Raw genomic sequence first — 18246 nt, forward strand, 5'->3', positions numbered from 1 at the left:
AAGCCAAGTTTTTCTAATCACAGAGAGGATTGACTTAAGACCTCGAGGGGGTAGGCGCTGGAGCTGGATGTAACCCACCATGCAAAGTTATCCACAAAAAGAAAATTTTATAATTTCCTAACTATTCAAAAGGAACCCCGTTACACAGGTAACGGGGTTCCTTCTGTTTACTACTCAGTATTTTCATGGAAATAATCAATCGGGACCGCAAGTCCGACTTCCCCATGCTCGTCATGTTTCAGTGTGGCGAACACCACACCTATCACTTGCCCTTCCTCATTGATAACAGGACTCCCGCTGTTTCCCCTATACACTGGGGCGTCAAGCATCATCACAGGCTTTTCCCAGCTGTCCAGCTGTGTATAATCTATAATGGTCCCCTGGTTGGCAATTCCTGTAAAACGAAGGGGGTTACCAATAAAATAAAAGGATTCATCCGTTTCAAAGGTAGTTCTTTCTGCCAGCTCAAGATGAGGAAGAGACTTGCCTTCCACCGCCAGAACGGCCAGGTCGACACCAGGGTAAGAAGCCTTAACCTCTGCATGGAACAACCCTTCTTCCGGAAAAGCTACAGATATCCTCTTTTCATCCTCAATGACATGATGATTTGTAATAATTGTGCCATTACTTGATATAGCGAACCCCGTTCCTTTACTCTCTCCCCCTTGCACAACAACTACAGCGTCCTGGTACTCGTCAATATCCGGGTTGGCAGATAACTTAGCAGAAGTAACCAAAAAATCAATGGCAGGGATCGAATAAGTTTGCGGGATGACCGCGCCCAGATTCAAGACCATTACGATAGCGACAAGCCAAAACGCCCATTTGGGAAACGGGCGCCTAGGCTTCTCTTTTTCTTCACGGGCACGAGCGATGGCTTTTCGCTTTTCTTCCTGGACAAGCTCATACAACTCTTCTTCATCTATTTCTTCATAAAGATCTTCGTCAATAATATCTTTCTTCTGTTCATCTTTCCCCATCTTGCCGCCACCTTAATAACAGAATGCAGGAAATCACATTGCAGCTGCTTTCACTTTTCCCTGCTGCATTTGATACATTTGATAATACAGTCCTTCTTCAGCAAGTAATTGCGCATGTGTTCCCTTTTCCATCATTGTACCATGCTGAAGCACAAAAATTTGATCCGCCTGTTGAATCGTAGATAGTCGATGGGCGATGACAAGGGTAGTACGACCCTGTTTAAGGACTTGGAGTGCGTTCTGAATCAGTTTTTCCGTTTCCGTATCGATATTGGCGGTCGCTTCATCAAGGATTAGAATCGCAGGGTCAAAAGCAAGCGCCCTGGCAAAAGAAATTAGTTGCCGTTCGCCCATGGAAAAAGAGCTCCCTTTCTCTTTAACAGGTTCATCATACTGATTTGGCAGCTTTTTAATAAATCTATCTGCCCCAACAGCCTTCAGGGCACGAATCGCCATTTCCCGGGAAATATTAGGATCATTCATGGTAACATTCGACAAAATAGTTCCCGTAAACAAAAATGGATCCTGCAATACTATTCCCATATGGCTTCGTACTTGCTGGCGTGACCAATCTTTCGTATCCTGCCCGTCAATTGTAATAGTCCCTTTCTGAGGGTCATAAAAACGGAACAGCAAATTCATGATGGAACTTTTCCCCGAACCGGTATGGCCGACAAAAGCTGCCGTTTGTCCTGCTGCTACTTCAAAGTCGATATCTTTTAAGATATATTCATCTTTTTCGTAAGCAAAAGACACATGCTCAAAGCGGACATGCCCTTTATAGCGGGGCACTTTGGAATCTTTGACATCCTCGCCTTCCTCTTCCAGCATTTCAAATACCCGCCCAGCTGCTACCCGGGCCTGTTCCAGCTGTGGAAGCTGGTTGACAAGGTCATTGACAGGCTGAAACAGCCGGGTTAAATAGTCGACAAAAGCGTAGAGAACGCCAATCGTGATTACACCCTGTGCGCTGATGGATTGGGAGCCAAAATACCAGATGAATGCTACAAATGCCAGGTTCCTCAAAACATTAACCAGGTTGTGGGAAGTTAATGCACTCAGACGAATGAGCTTCTTCTGATAAATGAAATGCTTACTGTTCAAAGCCTCAAATTCTTCTGATGTCTGTCGTTGTCTTCGAAAAGCCTGGATAATCGACATGCATTGGATTGCTTCATTGATGTTTCCATTCATGTCACTAACCGTAGAACGGACAACCTTGTTATATTTTCCACCAAAATATTTATAAACACCCATCCATATCGCTATAATCGGTACCAGAAGCAGACACATAACCGCCAGCCGTACATCAAGCAAAAACAAAGCGATATAAATACCTGTCATATAAACAAAACTAGTCACAAACGTAGCCAAAACCCGCACGTAAAGCTCGCGTATCGCTTCTGTATCATTCGTGACACGGGCAACAACCTTCCCTGCCGGCTGATTGATAAAGTAGCTGATCGGCAGCCGCTGGATATGGGCGAAGACATCTTCCCGCATCTGCTGTATGATCCGATTCGACGTCCGCTGCAATAAAAATGTATTCCAGAACTGAAATACTGCCGCAATTAAAAGTAAACCAACATACAAACCTAACAGACGGTATATCGCCGGCCGCTCCGGCTCAAAGAAGCGATAAAGTTCGGTAAGGGACAGCTTTTCTGCCTGTGCAGACAGCTTTTCATCCGGAGTCTGTATCGTCAGCGTATCGCCTTCTACTTCTCTTTTCCCTGTCGTAGGAACCGCCTGATCAACAAAATAATAGCTGCTTCCTACTTGAAGAATTGTGGCTGGATTATCAGTAGTTTCACTCCTCCCAAGACGATCTTCCCGTTTATAAATGTCTCCTTGATAAGCAACCGTATAATCATCTTCACTTTTCACTTGATGCCAGGTCGATTCAATGCCGACGACATGCTGATCAATCAGCCTTTTTGCGATAAATGGACCAGTAAGTTCCAGTGCTACTGCAAGAACAAGGCAAATTAGTCCGATACTGATGGGTTTACGAAACATCCATGCGTAGTGAAATAATTTCTTCTCTGTCTTGTGTCCTGCCTTCACGAGACCGCCCCCTTTTCATCCATTTGCTGAAGTTCATATTGGGACCGGTACCAGCCACGGGATTTCATCAATTGCTGGTGGCTACCTTCTTCTACGATTTTGCCATCATCCAGTACAACAATATGGTCAGCATGGGCAACAGCTGAAAGTCGGTGGGCAGCAATCAATGTGGTTTTCCCTTGTCGTTCTTCCTTAAGATGTTGAATGATATTGGCTTCAGTCTTTCCATCAACCGCTGACATCGCATCATCCAAAATCAAAATCTCCGGCTCCATGACAAAGGCTCTTGCAATCGCAACGCGCTGCTTCTGACCTCCTGACAAGGTGACTCCGCTTTCACCGACCTTTGTATCCAACCCTTCACTTAAGTTTTTGATATCCTCGAGAAAATGAGCAAGCTCCATTACCCGGTAAATTTCGTCATCACTGGCATCCGCTTTGCCGAATTGAATGTTTTCCCTCACGGTTTTTGAAAATAATACTTGTTCCTGAGGTACATATCCAATCCACGCCCGTGTAGTTTCTAATGAAAAGTCTGAGATCAGCGTGTTAGAAATCGTCAAAGAACCGGTCATACCAGGATAGTCTCTTAACAACTGTCGAAACAGTGTGGTCTTCCCTGCTCCTGTTTTACCAACGACACCGATTGTCTGCCCGGGTTCAATTTCCAGATCAATTCCCTGCAGGCCTGGCAATGAGCTTCCAGGATATTGGAAGGAAACATCCTTAAATACAATTCTTCCAGGTCGCTCCTGTTGTTTCGGCTGACAAGGATCAGTGACATCGGGTTTATGGTTCAGCGTTTCATTTACACGATCAAGCGATGCATTCCCCCGTTGCATGACATTAATCAGTTCTCCAACTGCAAACATCGGCCAAATCAGCATTCCAAGATAAACGTTGAAGGAAACCAGTTCCCCAAGCGTCATCACATTTTGAAAAACCAGGGATGTGCCATACCCCAATCCAATCGTATAAGAAATTCCCACTAATATCGTTATGGTCGGTTCGAACATGGCATCAATTTTAGCGACCTCGACATTCTTGTCATAGACATCTTCCGTCATCGCCTTGAATCGATTTTCATCCTGTTTTTCCTGCACAAAGGCACGTATGACCCTTACACCTTTCACGGATTCGAGGACATCATCGTTCATGTTTCCAAAAGCTTTCTGTGCTTCCATAAATCGCTTGTGTATCGCCTTTCCATAGCGGTTCATCACAACAGCCATGATCGGTAATGGAATCAGAGCTGCCAGCGTCAGTTTCCAGCTGATTGTAAATCCCATAACTGCAATCAAGAGAAACATAAAAATCGTGGAATCAACGAGGGTAAGAATACCGAAACCAGCCGTCATATTCAACGCCCTTAAATCATTGGTAGCTCTCGCCATCAAATCCCCAGTCCGGAACTTTTGAAAGAAACTTGGCGTCATTTTGAGAAAATGATTCATCAGTTTCGAGCGCATCGTCTGCTCCATCATGATTGCGCCCCCGAATAACGTATAGTCCCATAGGAAGGATATCGTGTAACTTGCAACAATCAGGCCGCCATAAATCAACATAATTTCTGCTAACCGCCCTAAACTGAGACTGTTGAATTGAATTTCATCAATTGCCATCCCCACTAATTTTGGCGGGATAATATCAATCACACTTGCAATCACCAAAGCAATGATTGCAAATGTGTACCTTTTCCAATGTAATTTAAAAAACCACCCTAACTTACTGAACACACCAAACATGAACTTCTCCACATCCCTTCTGATTTAGTTGCTATCCGCCATCTTTCCATTCTTCTGTTATCTGCTTCTTCAAACGCTTACAAATTTCCATACTAATTCCTCCTAAAAAATTTATAGTAAGCAATATGCATTGCATTACCAACGTAAAAAGGCATACGTCCGTGACGTATGCCGAATACATATAAAAAGGCCACGAAGCTATACGTGGCCCTTTTTCCGCAAAAATTTAAATAGGATGGCTGTGCATGATTACTATTCAGGCATCAACCCGGCCACGTCTCTTATGAAGTTGGACTTGCACGTGTAAAACTTGACGCTTTTTCATTGTCGTGGCCTCCTTTTCTTAATGATTATTTATTATATAGTTTTCAAAATATTTAATCAACAGTTTAATGAAACTTTCGTGCTATATATTTCGACAAATGTCCATTATACTTCTTGTCCGAACAAGATGGTTAATGCCAAAATGATTACCAATAACGTTACAAATACAATCGACAATGGTCGGGATACGTTGGCCTTTTGCACCTCTTCCCAACGGACGGGGCGAATCCCTGCAATCGAAAAAATTGAGACAGCAGCTAATAAAATAGAAGAAATATTAAGCATCAGCAGTAAAAACGCCCCATATGCATTTCCCCATAGTCCCTCGCCGATGGAAATCCCGAAGGCCACGGTGGGGGGAAGTAAAGCTACCGCTACCATTACACCGACCAAGTTTCCAGATAGTCGGTTCAAAAAAGCCAGAGCCCCGGCTGCCCCGGAGGCGATACCCAGGAATATATCTGACACAGATACCTCTGTTCGGGCCCAGTACTGGGTGGTTTTTAAATCAACATTAAAAAAATAACCAAGTGTCACTAAAATGAAAATAACGATAAGTACCCCAAATAAAGATGCCTGAAAGGCCTTCCATAGACGTTTATAATCACCTAGTATCGAAGCAAAAGCGATAGCAATGACGGGACCTATCATGGGAGCAATTACCATTGCACCAATGACAACCGCTTCACTATCTTTAATAAAGCCAACGGTTGCTACTATAGCAGATAAAACGATCATCATCGTATAATTCAAATTAATATTGCTGCTTTTTTCTACGTTACTGATCAATTCATGACGACTGGCCCGCAATAGCAATTCTTCTTTATCTGCTGCCTTCTTCTTTTCCTCTTCTTCCTTTTCTTCAGCTTTGTTGACGGTTTCTTTAGAAAAATATGCCCTAACCGGAAGAAGCATCGTTTCAAACCCATCTACTACACCTGATACGCCCTCCAAATAATCCAATACATCTTCTACATCTTTTGTCTTTACCAGGATACGTACCAGCTTTCGGTCTTCTGACTCATTCGAAACCCACATAGATTGTGCCTCGAAACTTTGCAGCTTTTCGTATACCGATTCAAACCGCTTATTGGGAATATAAACCTCTACCAGTTGCATGTCCATCCGCATGTCTCCTTACACGTCGTGCCGATTGTTTCCTAAATCATACCCGAATTATCAAAATACCTGCAAATCGGATGCTTTTTCGTTAGAATATTAGATAAGCTTATTAGGAGGGATTAGATGTTATTAGATGAGATACTGGATTATAACAGTAAATTCGTTGAAGAGGAAAAATACTTAGACTACAAGACGGACAAGTTTCCGAATAAAAAGCTTGCCATCTTAAGCTGTATGGATACTAGACTTGTGGAATTGCTTCCTCGTGCCTTGAATGTAAAAAATGGCGATGTCAAAATGGTCAAAAATGCCGGTGCCATTGTCACCGATCCATTTGACAGTGTGGTTCGTAGCTTGTTTGTCGCTGCTTATGAACTGAAAGCTGATGAAATCATGGTAATCGGACACCATGGCTGTGGTATGAAGAACTTCGATGGCGCAAGTACAATCTCCAAGATGAAAGATCAAGGAGTCAACGAAGAGACGTTCACCACATTGGAATATGCTGGTGTCAACGTGAATGATTGGCTTCAGGGATTCGATAGTGTGGAAGCATCCGTTCAGAATAGTGTCGATATTCTTCGCAATCATCCACTGCTTCCAAAAGATACACCAGTCCATGGACTCGTCATTGACCCGGAATCTGGCAAACTTGACTTGGTTACAAAAGGCTATCAGCAATAGAACGATTCATAAGGCTGTCCATGATGTGGACAGCCTTTTACTTTTGTGAAACTGATCAGGCATTCTTTTTCGCTTTGCTTTTGGAGGCCGTACTCTTTTTGGTTGTATTGCTTTTCTTTGCAGTCGTTTTCTTTTTCCCTGTTTTCCCTCCACTTTTATTTGCTTTATCAAGAGACGCCTGGAGTGCGTCCATCAAGTTGGTTACATTATCAGGCGCTTTTTTGTCCTTCGCTGTCGCCACTTGATCTCCACTTTTCTTCTCCTCAATCAGTTCCAGCAAAGCATTACGGTAATCGTCCTGGTATTTTTCCGGATCAAACTCTGTTGTCAACTGATCAATCAGCATTTTCGCCGTATCTAATTCTTTTTCAACGGTCTCTCCTTGTTCAGGTACGTTAGGTACATCTGCCGTCTGACGAACTTCATCCGGATAATGAATCGTCTCCATTACCAGCGTATTCTGATAGACGCGGATAACGGCCAGCTGCTCCTTGGAACGGATCAATATTTTAGCAACACCGATTTTACCAGTATCCTGCAAGGCTTCCCTCAGAAGTACATAAGCCTTGGAACCGCCCTCGTTAGGGGAAAGAAAGTAACTTTTTTCAAAATAAATCGGATCGATTTCCTTGAGATCGACAAAATCAACGATTTCCACTGACTTGTCGGTGTTCTCCTTTTTTAATTCTTCCATCTCTTCGTCATCGAGCAATACAAATTTATTCTTTGCATACTCATAACCTTTGACGATTTCTTCCTGTTCCACTTCCCGCTCACAAACGGGACATACTTTTTCATACTTGATGGGGGATTGACATTCCTTATGGAGCTGACGCATCTTTACATCTTTATTTTCTGTTGCCGCATGTAATTTGACCGGGATATTTACAAGTCCAAAACTGATAGTCCCTTTCCACATCGTGTGCATTGCTTCACCTTCTTTTTCATTAGTTTGAACATCCCGGGAATAATTATGTTTAGCATTTCTATCGATTGCCAAACTAACGCTAAAGGTGGTGTCGTCATGAAGTATAAAACCATGCAGCCTGTACTTGATAATAGCTTGCCAAGCGGAAAAAGTTGGGTATACGAATTAAAATATGACGGGTTTCGCTGCCTCGTCCACTGGGATGAGGCTAAAGTGGAGCTAATCAGCCGTAACGGCAAGTCACTGACAAAACAATTCCCGGAAGTCAGTAACTTTTTCACCGAGCAAACGAGCCGGATTAAGGAGCACCTTCCAATTGTTCTCGATGGTGAATTAGTGGTGTTGAACACCGTGCACCAATCCGACTTTTATACCTTACAGACACGGTCGCGGATGAGCAACAAGGAACGGATTCTTAAAGAAATGAGTAAACGTCCAGCCCATCTGCTTGCCTTCGACATCCTCGAATGGAAGGGTAATAAATTGACAGCCCCTTATATCGAAAGAAAAAAACAGCTGGAGCGATTATTCCGGTTATTAAATCTATCCCTTTCTATCAAATACGCTGTGCCTTTCGGGTACGTGAAACAATTCAATCGAAAGCAGGACATCCAGCAGCGTATGGACGACCACCTTGGAGAAGGGATAGTTGCAAAGCTTAAAACGGCACCTTATGAAGTCGGGAAAAATGAAAAATGGAAAAAGATCAAGAACTGGCGAACGATTACAGGCATTGTCACCGGTTATCACCAGCAAAACGACTATTTTGATATAGCTATCCTTGATAAAAATAGCTCCTTGTATCCAATTGGTAAATGCAAACGTGGCTTGGACCAAACTGAAAAGAAAACGCTGGTCCAGGCAGTAAAAGAACGAGGATCAAAGAAAGGGGATTATTATCAGTTACCACCCGCTATTTGTATGGATATCCAGTGTCTCGGGATCCATGGAGGGGAATTAAGAGAGCCGGTTTTTCACGGTTTTCGTTTGGATGTCCAGCCAGAAGGTTGTACGTTAGCTCAATTGGACTGGCAATTGAGCATGCCTCCGAAGGATGTCGCTTACACCAATTTAGATAAACACTTATTTCCGGAAATATCTTTAACGAAACGTGAGCTTATCCGTTACTTGCGACACATTTATCCTTATATGAAGCCGTTTTTAGATGACAGAAAACTCACCGTTATCCGTTATCCGGATGGTATCGATAACGAAGCATTCTTTCAAAAAAACCTTCCCGATTATGCTCCTGACATTTTTGAGAAACAGGAGGATGGTAACCAATTGATTTCGAAGGCCGCTCATATAGCCTGGTTTGGAAATCAGGCGGCAATCGAATTTCATCTTCCATTTCAAAAGCGGGACAGCAATTATCCTTCAGAAATTGTGTTTGACCTTGACCCTCCAGACGACAAATCTTTTCACCTTGCCGTCCAGGCTGCCAAGCATCTGCATACCATTTTTCAGGAGCTGGAGATTCAGGATTTTGTTAAGACTTCAGGAGGAAAGGGGCTTCAGGTCTATCTGCCATTACCGGACAAGTCTTTAAATTATGAACAGACAAGCCGGTTTACAGAAGTAATCGCTGCTACCTTAGTCAATTATCAGCCAGACTTGTTCACGATCGAACGGTTGAAGAAAAACAGAAAGGGCCGGTTGTACATCGACCATGTCCAACACGCCCCCGGGAAAACGATCATCGCCCCATATTCCCCCCGAGGAAATAGTGCAGCCAGTGTATCTACTCCTCTATTTTGGGAAGAGTTGGAGTCACTGAAGGATCCAAAACTGTTCACGATCCGCAATACGCTTGACCGCCTGCATGAAAAAGGATGTCCCTTCCGGACAATGAATGAAGTCAGAGAGCAACAGCCTTTGGAAAACATGAAGCGACTGATTTAGCCTCGCTTTATTCAATTTAATATATAGACAAATTATTTCATCTTATGCTTGTTTAACTGGACAGCTTCCATTTCGGGCAAACGTATATTTTGGTGTTACTAGAGACAAACCCCCATGCATTTTTGCTAAAAACACATATTTTATTATTAAAAGAGGAGCACATGCTCCTTGAAAAAATAATCAGTAATTCCCCTTTCTGATTATAATATAAAACGACCTTATCCCTCCCAGGGTAAGGTCGTCTTTTTATTCCAGCATCCGAAATGCCTGGTTACCATCTTTACAAGCAAAATTTTCACAAACATAAATTGTTCTCTTCTATATTTTCACCTCCCCTGCAATGGAACGGTACCACCGCGCACCTCTTAGTATTAATAGAAATAGTCTTCACATAAGATAATATAAAGGCTTAGAAGGTAGTGATGATATGGTGGAATGGATTCTAAGCTTCTGGGAAGCGAATCGAAATAATATTATCGTATCTTTTGTCAGCGGGTTATTGTTCTTTATTCTCGGACCGATAGGCTTATGGTTTTCTGGAAAAAAAATAAGAAAAGAAAGAATCCATAAAGCGATCGATACGTTACTGGATATCGTCGAGAGCATGTTAGTCAGCGAAGAAGATATTTCGCGACATAAATTAATCATGATATTCCGTTCGGTGGAAAGAGATCTGAGTGTAGACTTAGAAGCTCATTACGACCTAGACAATCTATTAGGAGACCTGGTCTTACGATTTGAAAGAAGCAAGCATTTGGATGCCGGTCAAAAAGACAGATATTTTCATAAAATTATTAATCTGGAACAAAAAGTGAACGGAAAAGAAGAACAGAAACATAACCACCAGGTGATACCAAAAGCCTTCACTAAGGTGATGAATGAATTAAGAGAAGCTACTGATTTAAAAGACCAAAAGAAGATTCACCATCTGTTGGATGAGTTAGAGAAAAAATTAAGTAACAGAGAATCGTTGGCTGAACCGAATATCTCACTCCTTAAAAAGCCCAAAGTGTTTTTTATGACCCTGCTGCTTTACCTTGTGTTCCTAGTCCTCGTTTTTACGCTTATTTCTTTTGTAGAAGGCAGCTTGCCTCTTTAAAAAAGATGGCTACATTAAATATTGTTGCTGATATTTAATAAGAGACTTATTCCACAAAAGGAACGAAAAGTCGAAGACTAGATTTCGAGACTTTTGCCTGCATATCGGACCGATGGGGAACGACTCCCTTTCCGCGGACATGCGCTGAGCCTCCTCGAGCTGACGCTCTGCGGGGTCTCACCTGTCATGCTCATCCCGAAGGAGTCTCGCCGTTCCCCACCGGACCTTGCCATAGGAAGTTCTCGAAATCACACTTGTGGACACCATCCTTTATGTCCACTCTTGATGCAGGAAAAATTAACACGGTAATTTAACCACAACTAATAAAAAAGGCATGGCGCTTTTCCGGCCATGCCTTTTTGTTCATTTTAGTAATCGAATGTGTCGGGGTGAGGGCCGTTGCGGCCTTCTTCTCCCAAGTCAAGCTCATCAATACGCTTGATTTCCTCTTCGGTCAATTCAAAATCAAAAATATCGGCATTCTCCTGCTGTCTTTCTTCCTTCACAGACTTAGGAATGGTCACAATACCGCTTTGGTAATCCCAGCGCAAGATGATCTGGGCTGGTGTTTTATCATATTTCTCGGACAGTTCTTTCAAGACAGGCGCATCGAAATACTTGGCACGCGCAAGCGGTGACCAGGCAACAACTTGAATCTCATTTGCTTCACAGAATTCTCTTGTCTGCTGCTGATGGAGTGCCGGATGCAGTTCGATCTGATTCACCATCGGCGTTTCTTCTGCATCCTTCATGACCTCTTCCAAGTGGTGCGGCAGAAAGTTGCTGACACCGATTGCTTTGACTTTTCCATCTTTATAAAGCTTCTCTAGCGCCTTCCAGGTATCCACGAATTTTCCTGGAACCGGCCAATGAATGAGATATAGATCAAGATATTCAAGACCCAGCTTATGAAGGCTGCGGTCAAATGCTTCTAATGTATCCTCATACCCTTGTTCATCATTCCATACCTTTGTGGTAACAAATAATTCTTCGCGAGGCACGTCACTCTCTTTGATTGCCTGTCCGACACCTTCCTCATTTTTATAAAAGGAAGCAGTATCGATATGACGATAGCCAATTTCTAAAGCATTTTTAACGGAGTCAACCACTTCCTGACCATCCTCCATTTTATATACGCCTAACCCTACCCAAGGCATTTCAACTTGATTACGTAATTTAGTCGTTTCCCTAAGACTCATACTCTATCTCCCCTTTGCTTGTTTCTTCCTACATAAAATGGTTCACTTTAGTTGTCTACCCTTTCATACATTCATGTAAAACCTTCTAATATCCATTCTTTGGCATTATACTGTTTATAAGTTAATGGAAGGGAGCGGAATTTCATGACAGAAAAACCATTAACGAATAACAAAGCGATCACAACTGCTTAACTGCCACTTTAATTTAAGTACAGGTATTATCTCTTTTTACGTGTGCTTATTTTAGGCAGTGTAAGCTCAATGAGTACAAATGATAGAATCCGTAAAAAAACCGGATATAAAGCGACCAGGCCAATTAAATCACCAATCATGCCGAGCGTGTCTGTAAACAGCATCCATACAGCCAGAACAAACATGATGATAAAGCTGAGATTACCTGCAGGACCATTGACGGGATTCCAGGCGTTAATGCTAACGGTTATTTCCTGCTCTTGTTCCTTGAAGCATTTATAATGAAAAGGCTTGATTCGAAACCAATTCGAAGCAGTAACCAGCTCATCCCTGTCCTTCACTTTTTTTTTACAGTAATGACAAATTACATGTTTCACGATAATCGACTCCTGATCCCGTTATTATCTTTCAGAGCTTAGTATCAATTGTACAACTTTATCTTTGACTTGCTGACTTTGATAGTTTTCCATATTTCGAAGTATTTCCTCTTTAGCACTAAACAGCTTATCGATTTCTGCTACCAGCCGATCTTCCGTCAAATTTTCTTCTTCCAGTTTTCTCGCATACCCTTGCTTGACGAATGAATCGGCATTTAAAATCTGATCACCACGGCTCGCCTGGCGGGACAATGGGATCAATAGCATCGGCTTACGTAAGGCCAGGAATTCAAAGATAGCATTGGAACCTGCCCGGGAGACGATATAGTCAGTCGCAGCAAAAAGATCCTTTAATTCATCCGTTACATATTCAAATTGGGCATAACCCGGCTGTTTTACTGAGTCATCCACATTCCCTTTCCCGCAGATATGAATGATTTGCATTTTAGCCAGCAATTCATCCAGTTGGTTTTGGATCGAATCATTGATTTTTTTGGACCCCATACTTCCCCCCATGACCATCAGGACAGGCTTTGAAGCAGAGAAGCCGCACATCTCTAATCCTTTTTGTTTATTTCCTTCAAATAGTTCTTCCCTGATGACAGCTCCGATGTATTCTTTCTTTCCTTCAGGTAGATATTCCATGGTTTCCGGGAAAGTCGCCAGGATTTTTTTCGCAAATCGTGATGCCAGTTTATTGGCAAGTCCAGGTGTATAATCCGATTCATGGATAATTGCCGGTATACGGTTCATCCATGACGCCGCTACTACGGGCACAGATACAAAGCCGCCTTTTGAGAAAATGACATTGGGTTTCCGTTTCCGGATGATATTCCACGCCTGCAAGGTACCTTTCATGACTTTGAAGGGGTCTTTTAAGTTTTCTTTCGACATGTAGCGACGCAGTTTCCCAGTAGAAATAGCGTGATAGGAAACGCCATTGATGTCTTCGATCAACTGGCGTTCTATCCCATTATGGGAACCGATATAATCAATTTCATACCCTTGTTTTTTGAATTCCGGAATCAAAGCGAGGTTCACAATAACATGTCCAGCGGTGCCTCCACCAGTGAATAATATTCTTTTCTTACTCATAAAAAAACTTCCTTTCTCTTCGTCATCCTATCTATTTCATCATTTCATGTAGGTTAACTTTTGATTTTGTGCTATAATCCTCTCTATCCTAAGTGAATTGTATCAGAAAAGGAAGATACATATGTATGAAACTTCAACCTTGAAACAGAAAATCAAGCTTTTCCTCATCATCCTCATCCCAATTCTTATCACACAGATCGGCATGTATGCGATGAATTTTTTTGATACGATTATGGCCGGTCAAGCCGGCGCTGAGGATTTAGCTGGTGTTGCCATTGGTTCCAATGTATGGCTGCCTATTTTTACCGGGCTGAACGGTATTATGCTGGCCATCTCTCCTATTGTGGCACAGCTAAAGGGAGCGAAACAAGACAGTAACATTCCTGTCGCAGTCAAACAGGGGGCATACCTGGCAGCCGTAATTGCCATCTTTATCGGTGTCGCTGGATTCTTTTTGATCGACCCTGTACTTGGTCTAATGAATATTACAGATGACGTTACTTATATTGCTAAATATTACTTGATTACACTCGGGGCAGGAATCATTCCGTTATTCGTATTCAATATCTATCGCAGTTTCATAGATGCTTTAGGATATACCAGGATATCGATGATCATCATTCTTCTTACCCTTCCGACCAATATTCTATTCAACTATGTATTCATTTTTGGGAAGTTCGGATTTCCGGCACTCGGCGGTATCGGCGCGGGTCTGGCAACTGCTTTGACCTACTGGGTCTCTTTCATCATAGCTGTCATCATCCTTCAAAAGGTTCAGCCATTCCGCCATTATCGAATCTTTTCCAAATGGATCCGCCCCTCGCTGAAGGCCTGGGGAGAGCAGCTGAAAATCGGCATTCCCATTGGATTTGCGATTTTCTTTGAGACCAGCATTTTCGCAGCGGTCACTTTTTTCATGACTGCTTATGATACGTATACCATTGCCGCGCACCAGGCGGCCATCAATTTCGCATCTTTGTTGTACATGATTCCGCTCAGCATTGCCTTCACCCTTACGATTGCGGTCGGGTTTGAAACAGGAGCAAATCGTCATCGGGATGCTCGGACTTATTCGTACTTAGGTATCTTGATTGCGGTAGCGATGTCTGTGCTGGCCGGTGGGATATTATATATTTTCGACGACGGCGTTGCCCGCCTTTACAGTTCTAATCCAGCCGTGATTGAATTGACGAAGAACTTCATATTCTTCGCGATCTGGTTCCAGTTGTCGGATGCTGTCGGAGCCCCTATCCAAGGGATATTGCGGGGATATAAGGATGTCAAAATAACGCTTGTCATGGCATTTGTCTCCTACTGGGTAATCGGACTTCCAAGTGGCTGGCTGCTTGCCAACTATACAACACTTGGCCCTTATGGTTATTGGATGAGCTTGATTATTGGTTTGACAGCAGGAGCCATCACTTTATATGTGCGGATGTTTTTTCTGCAACGAAGAAATATCAGGCTATATAATATGTAAAAACCAGCCGGCAACTATGTGTCAGCTGGTTTATCACTATCATTGGTCAAGGTTGAAAACAATCAACCGCTCTTCGGTCATATCCTCAATTGCATATTTTGGCCCTTCTTTACCCCAGCCACTGCTTTTGACACCGCCATATGGCATCAAGTCGACACGATACTGTGAAGAGTCGTTGATCATAAGACCTCCAACATGGACATGTTTAGCCGCATAGAAGGCTGTTTCCAGATTCTTCGTAAAAATTCCTCCCTGGAGCCCGTATTGGGATTTGTTCACTTCATCAATGCATTCCTTGAAATCTGAAAAAGGTATCATGCTGACAACTGGTGCAAAAATTTCTTCACAGACGACCTTCATATCATTTTTCACATTGGCAATCACCGTTGGATGCAGTAATGCTCCTTCACGCTTGCCGCCATAGACAACCTTTGCGCCGCTTCCTTCTGCTTCTTGAATCCATTGCTCGGCGCGTTCGGCTTCTCCTTCACTGATCATTGGTCCTACATCCGTCTCCGGATCATTTGGATCGCCGACATTCAATTGGTCGATAGCCTGGAATAATTTGTCCTGGAATGCTTCTTGAATATCTTCATGGACATAGAGACGCTGAACGGAAATACAGACTTGCCCCGCAAATGCGAAACTCTTCTGAGCAATGTTGCTCGCAGCTTTATCTAAATCTGCTTCTTTGTCAACAATGACTGGTGAGTTATTTCCTAATTCAAGTATCAGCTTGTTCAAACCGGTATTCTGTTTTAATTTCAAGCCGACATTAGCACTTCCGGTGAAGGTGTATAAATTGATCCGTTCATCTTCCATCATCTGCTGCCCTACCGTCGAGCCGGAACCGACAACAACATTTAAAAATCCTTTCGGAAGTCCAGCTTGCTCAAATAATTCAGCAAGCTTCAACGCAGTTATCGGTGTGTTGCTCGCAGGCTTCAATACAACGGTATTCCCTGCTGCAATCGCAGGAGCGATTTTATGCGCTACAAGGTTCATTGGAAAATTGAATGGACTGATTGCTCCGACAACACCAACAGGAACTTTCATCGTATAGGCCATCCGGTTTTCTGAACCAGGAGCCGCTTCCACCGGAACGCCTTCCCCATGAATGCGCTTCGCTTCTTCTGCTGATAATTCAATCGTCTGGGTCGCGCGGTCAATTTCCGTTCGTGTCTGCTTTAACGGCTTACCAGCTTCCATTGTAATATTTTTGGCCAGCTCTTCTTTATTTTCCTGAAGCAGCCCACTGACTTTTTTTAAAATTTTATAACGCTCGTAAGGAGGTAGTGGATTTTCTTTAAAAGCAGTTTCTGCAGCTGTGGTTGCCTGCTCTACTTCTTTCTCTCCTGCCTTGGATACTTTGGCATAAACCTCCTGTGTATATTTATTAAGTACTTCCAGCTGATTGTCTGTCTTCACCCATTCTCCATTAATATAAAGGTGATGTGTCTGTACCATAACATCGCTCCTTATTTAGTATTTGTAGTGAATTATTTCCGAAAAACCGATGGCCAAAACACTTCTGCGATTTACAGTAAAGCTCCCTTTACTTGAAGACTCACTTTCGAGATAGTTGGATCCGTTACCATGAAAGGCAATGATGGGCATGACAGGTGAGACCCCGCAGAGCGTCAGCTCGAGGAGGCTCAGCGCATGTCCGCGGAAAGGGAGTCTTTCCCCACCGGACCATTATGCAGGCAAACATCTTGAAATCAAGTCTTCGACTTTTCGGTTCTTTAATTGAATAAATTCCTGATGAAAAAACAAAAAAAGCACTATCCTTGTCATCAAGGATAGCACTTTTTATCAGTTTCTTATAGGAATAGACCAGCGATAGTCGCAGATAGAACAGATCCTAGTGTAGCACCAATCAATAGTTTCATACCAAAGCCGGAAACTCTTCCGCCTTTTTCGGAGTCGATCCCTTGCACCGTACCAGCGATGATACCGATAGAAGAGAAGTTGGCGAAACTGGTAAGGAAAACAGTGACGACACCAACTGTTTTCTCAGAAACCTGGTCCAGCATGGTCTGGAATTCAAGCATTGCTACGAATTCATTGGTTACAATTTTTGTACCCATAATTGCACCAGCATCGATAGCCTCAGCCCATGGGATACCCATCAATAAACCGAGTGGAGCAATAATATAACCTAACGCTTCCTGTAAGGTGAATCCATTAAAGATTCCGGCAAATGCCCAGTTCACTAATTCCAGTGATGCAATGAAAGCAATCAACATGGTTGCAACAATCAAAGCAATACGTCCACCATCCAGGGCACCGTTACCCATCGCTTCGAAAAAGCTCTTCGCATTGGATACATCCTGGATTTCTACTATGTCTTCTTTCTTATCTACTTTGACAGGTGCAATAATAGAAGCTACAATCAAAGCACTAAACATATTCAAAGGCAACGCTACAAGGACATATTGTGCCGGCAGCATTCCCAGATATGCCCCTACGATGGAAGCAGATACAGACCCCATGGCAGATGCACTGACGATATAAAGACGGTTGTCACTCAATTGATGGAATTGAGATTTAATCGCAATCAAAGCTTCGGACTGACCGAAGAAGATACTGTTGACCGCGTTAAAAGACTCGATTTTTGGAAGTCCTGTAATATAAGACAGTGCCTGTCCTAGATATTTGATGATGAAAGGCAAGATTTTCAAATAAGTCAATACAGAAAGAATAGTCGCAAAGAAAATGATCAACAACAAGACGTTGAAAAAGAACACGCCTCCGCCGCCTTCTTCAACAGCGATTCCCCCAAGTACAAAGTTGACACCTTCTGTACCGAACTCAATCAATTTATTGAAACCGGCTGAAATAGCACCGATGATTGCTTGTCCGATATCTGTGTTAAACATGAACCACGTGGTGAACAGCTGCAAAGCAAGCATGATTCCAATTCCACGAAGGTTGATGTTCTTTTTGTCATTGGACATCAAGAATGCAATACCCAATACAATGACAATGGCCAAAAGACCTAATAAAATTCCCATTTTTTGTTCCTCCCTCAAAAGTTGTCCGCCTCGGA

The 18246-nt window shown here is 42.9% G+C and carries 14 protein-coding genes; 4 read left to right on the forward strand and 10 right to left on the reverse strand.

Annotation, left to right across the window (positions count from 1 at the left end):
• Positions 1-170: 170 nt before the first annotated feature.
• The 4 genes from FHS45_RS18675 to FHS45_RS18690 all read right to left on the reverse strand — a co-directional run bounded on the left by FHS45_RS18675 (position 171) and on the right by FHS45_RS18690 (position 6241).
• Positions 171-980 carry a S1C family serine protease gene (locus FHS45_RS18675; protein ID WP_062443960.1) on the reverse strand — a complete coding sequence of 270 codons (810 nt, stop codon included), beginning with the start codon at positions 978-980 and terminating at the stop codon, positions 171-173.
• 33 nt (positions 981-1013) lie between these two features.
• Positions 1014-2999 (reverse strand): ABC transporter ATP-binding protein, encoded by a 1986-nt coding sequence (locus FHS45_RS18680; protein ID WP_062447669.1) that lies wholly within the window; start codon positions 2997-2999, stop codon positions 1014-1016.
• Between the two features lie 44 nt (positions 3000-3043).
• Positions 3044-4792 carry an ABC transporter ATP-binding protein gene (locus FHS45_RS18685; protein ID WP_062443957.1) on the reverse strand — a complete coding sequence of 583 codons (1749 nt, stop codon included), beginning with the start codon at positions 4790-4792 and terminating at the stop codon, positions 3044-3046.
• A 429-nt stretch (positions 4793-5221) separates the two neighbouring features.
• Positions 5222-6241 (reverse strand): TIGR00341 family protein, encoded by a 1020-nt coding sequence (locus FHS45_RS18690; protein ID WP_062443954.1) that lies wholly within the window; start codon positions 6239-6241, stop codon positions 5222-5224.
• Between the two features lie 120 nt (positions 6242-6361).
• Here FHS45_RS18690 and FHS45_RS18695 point away from each other — a divergent pair, with 120 nt between their 5' ends.
• Complete coding sequence (locus FHS45_RS18695) at positions 6362-6922, forward strand: beta-class carbonic anhydrase (protein ID WP_062443950.1); 561 nt, start codon at positions 6362-6364, stop codon at positions 6920-6922.
• Positions 6923-6977: 55 nt separating this feature from the next.
• Here the strand turns inward: FHS45_RS18695 and ku are convergent, their stop codons facing one another.
• Entirely contained in the window at positions 6978-7850 is an 873-nt protein-coding gene (ku, locus tag FHS45_RS18700) for a non-homologous end joining protein Ku (RefSeq protein ID WP_062443947.1), read from the reverse strand.
• A gap of 96 nt (positions 7851-7946) precedes the next feature.
• Here ku and ligD point away from each other — a divergent pair, with 96 nt between their 5' ends.
• A complete protein-coding gene (gene ligD, locus FHS45_RS18705) occupies positions 7947-9752 on the forward strand; it encodes a DNA ligase D (protein WP_062443943.1) in 1806 nt (601 codons plus the stop codon).
• A 427-nt stretch (positions 9753-10179) separates the two neighbouring features.
• Entirely contained in the window at positions 10180-10851 is a 672-nt protein-coding gene (locus FHS45_RS18710; RefSeq protein WP_062443936.1) for a hypothetical protein, read from the forward strand.
• Between the two features lie 368 nt (positions 10852-11219).
• Here the strand turns inward: FHS45_RS18710 and FHS45_RS18715 are convergent, their stop codons facing one another.
• From FHS45_RS18715 to FHS45_RS18725, 3 genes are all read right to left on the reverse strand, one after another.
• Positions 11220-12050, reverse strand: coding sequence for an aldo/keto reductase (locus FHS45_RS18715; RefSeq protein ID WP_062443934.1), 831 nt, complete (start codon positions 12048-12050; stop codon positions 11220-11222).
• Positions 12051-12268: 218 nt separating this feature from the next.
• Positions 12269-12619, reverse strand: a complete 351-nt coding sequence (locus FHS45_RS18720; RefSeq protein ID WP_062443931.1) for a hypothetical protein — start codon at positions 12617-12619, stop codon at positions 12269-12271.
• Between the two features lie 24 nt (positions 12620-12643).
• Positions 12644-13714 (reverse strand): undecaprenyldiphospho-muramoylpentapeptide beta-N-acetylglucosaminyltransferase, encoded by a 1071-nt coding sequence (locus tag FHS45_RS18725; protein ID WP_062443927.1) that lies wholly within the window; start codon positions 13712-13714, stop codon positions 12644-12646.
• A gap of 121 nt (positions 13715-13835) precedes the next feature.
• Between FHS45_RS18725 and FHS45_RS18730 the strand changes: the two genes are divergently transcribed.
• Complete coding sequence (locus tag FHS45_RS18730; RefSeq protein ID WP_062443924.1) at positions 13836-15194, forward strand: MATE family efflux transporter; 1359 nt, start codon at positions 13836-13838, stop codon at positions 15192-15194.
• Between the two features lie 39 nt (positions 15195-15233).
• Here FHS45_RS18730 and FHS45_RS18735 read toward each other — a convergent pair whose 3' ends face one another.
• Positions 15234-16661: an aldehyde dehydrogenase family protein gene (locus FHS45_RS18735; RefSeq protein ID WP_062443921.1), complete on the reverse strand. Its 1428-nt coding sequence runs from the start codon at positions 16659-16661 to the stop codon at positions 15234-15236.
• Between the two features lie 356 nt (positions 16662-17017).
• A complete protein-coding gene (locus tag FHS45_RS18740) occupies positions 17018-18211 on the reverse strand; it encodes a NupC/NupG family nucleoside CNT transporter (RefSeq protein WP_062443918.1) in 1194 nt (397 codons plus the stop codon).
• Positions 18212-18246 lie beyond the last annotated feature (35 nt).

The sequence above is a fragment of the Thalassobacillus devorans genome (assembly GCF_011761345.1).
GTDB classification, from domain to species: Bacteria; Bacillota; Bacilli; order Bacillales; family Halobacillaceae; genus Thalassobacillus; species Thalassobacillus devorans.

Bases quoted from the DNA above. Each gene is read 5' to 3' on its own strand.
- ligD (WP_062443943.1), top strand. From the start codon at position 7,947: ATGAAGTATAAAACCATGCAGCCTGTACTTGATAATAGCTTGCCAAGC.
- FHS45_RS18695 (WP_062443950.1), top strand. From the start codon at position 6,362: ATGTTATTAGATGAGATACTGGATTATAACAGTAAATTCGTTGAAGAG.
- FHS45_RS18730 (WP_062443924.1), top strand. From the start codon at position 13,836: ATGTATGAAACTTCAACCTTGAAACAGAAAATCAAGCTTTTCCTCATC.
- FHS45_RS18680 (WP_062447669.1), bottom strand. From the start codon at position 2,999: ATGTTTCGTAAACCCATCAGTATCGGACTAATTTGCCTTGTTCTTGCA.
- FHS45_RS18715 (WP_062443934.1), bottom strand. From the start codon at position 12,050: ATGAGTCTTAGGGAAACGACTAAATTACGTAATCAAGTTGAAATGCCT.
- FHS45_RS18690 (WP_062443954.1), bottom strand. From the start codon at position 6,241: ATGGACATGCAACTGGTAGAGGTTTATATTCCCAATAAGCGGTTTGAA.
- FHS45_RS18685 (WP_062443957.1), bottom strand. From the start codon at position 4,792: ATGTTTGGTGTGTTCAGTAAGTTAGGGTGGTTTTTTAAATTACATTGG.
- FHS45_RS18735 (WP_062443921.1), bottom strand. From the start codon at position 16,661: ATGGTACAGACACATCACCTTTATATTAATGGAGAATGGGTGAAGACA.
- ku (WP_062443947.1), bottom strand. From the start codon at position 7,850: ATGCACACGATGTGGAAAGGGACTATCAGTTTTGGACTTGTAAATATC.
- FHS45_RS18725 (WP_062443927.1), bottom strand. From the start codon at position 13,714: ATGAGTAAGAAAAGAATATTATTCACTGGTGGAGGCACCGCTGGACAT.
- FHS45_RS18675 (WP_062443960.1), bottom strand. From the start codon at position 980: ATGGGGAAAGATGAACAGAAGAAAGATATTATTGACGAAGATCTTTAT.
- FHS45_RS18710 (WP_062443936.1), top strand. From the start codon at position 10,180: ATGGTGGAATGGATTCTAAGCTTCTGGGAAGCGAATCGAAATAATATT.
- FHS45_RS18740 (WP_062443918.1), bottom strand. From the start codon at position 18,211: ATGGGAATTTTATTAGGTCTTTTGGCCATTGTCATTGTATTGGGTATT.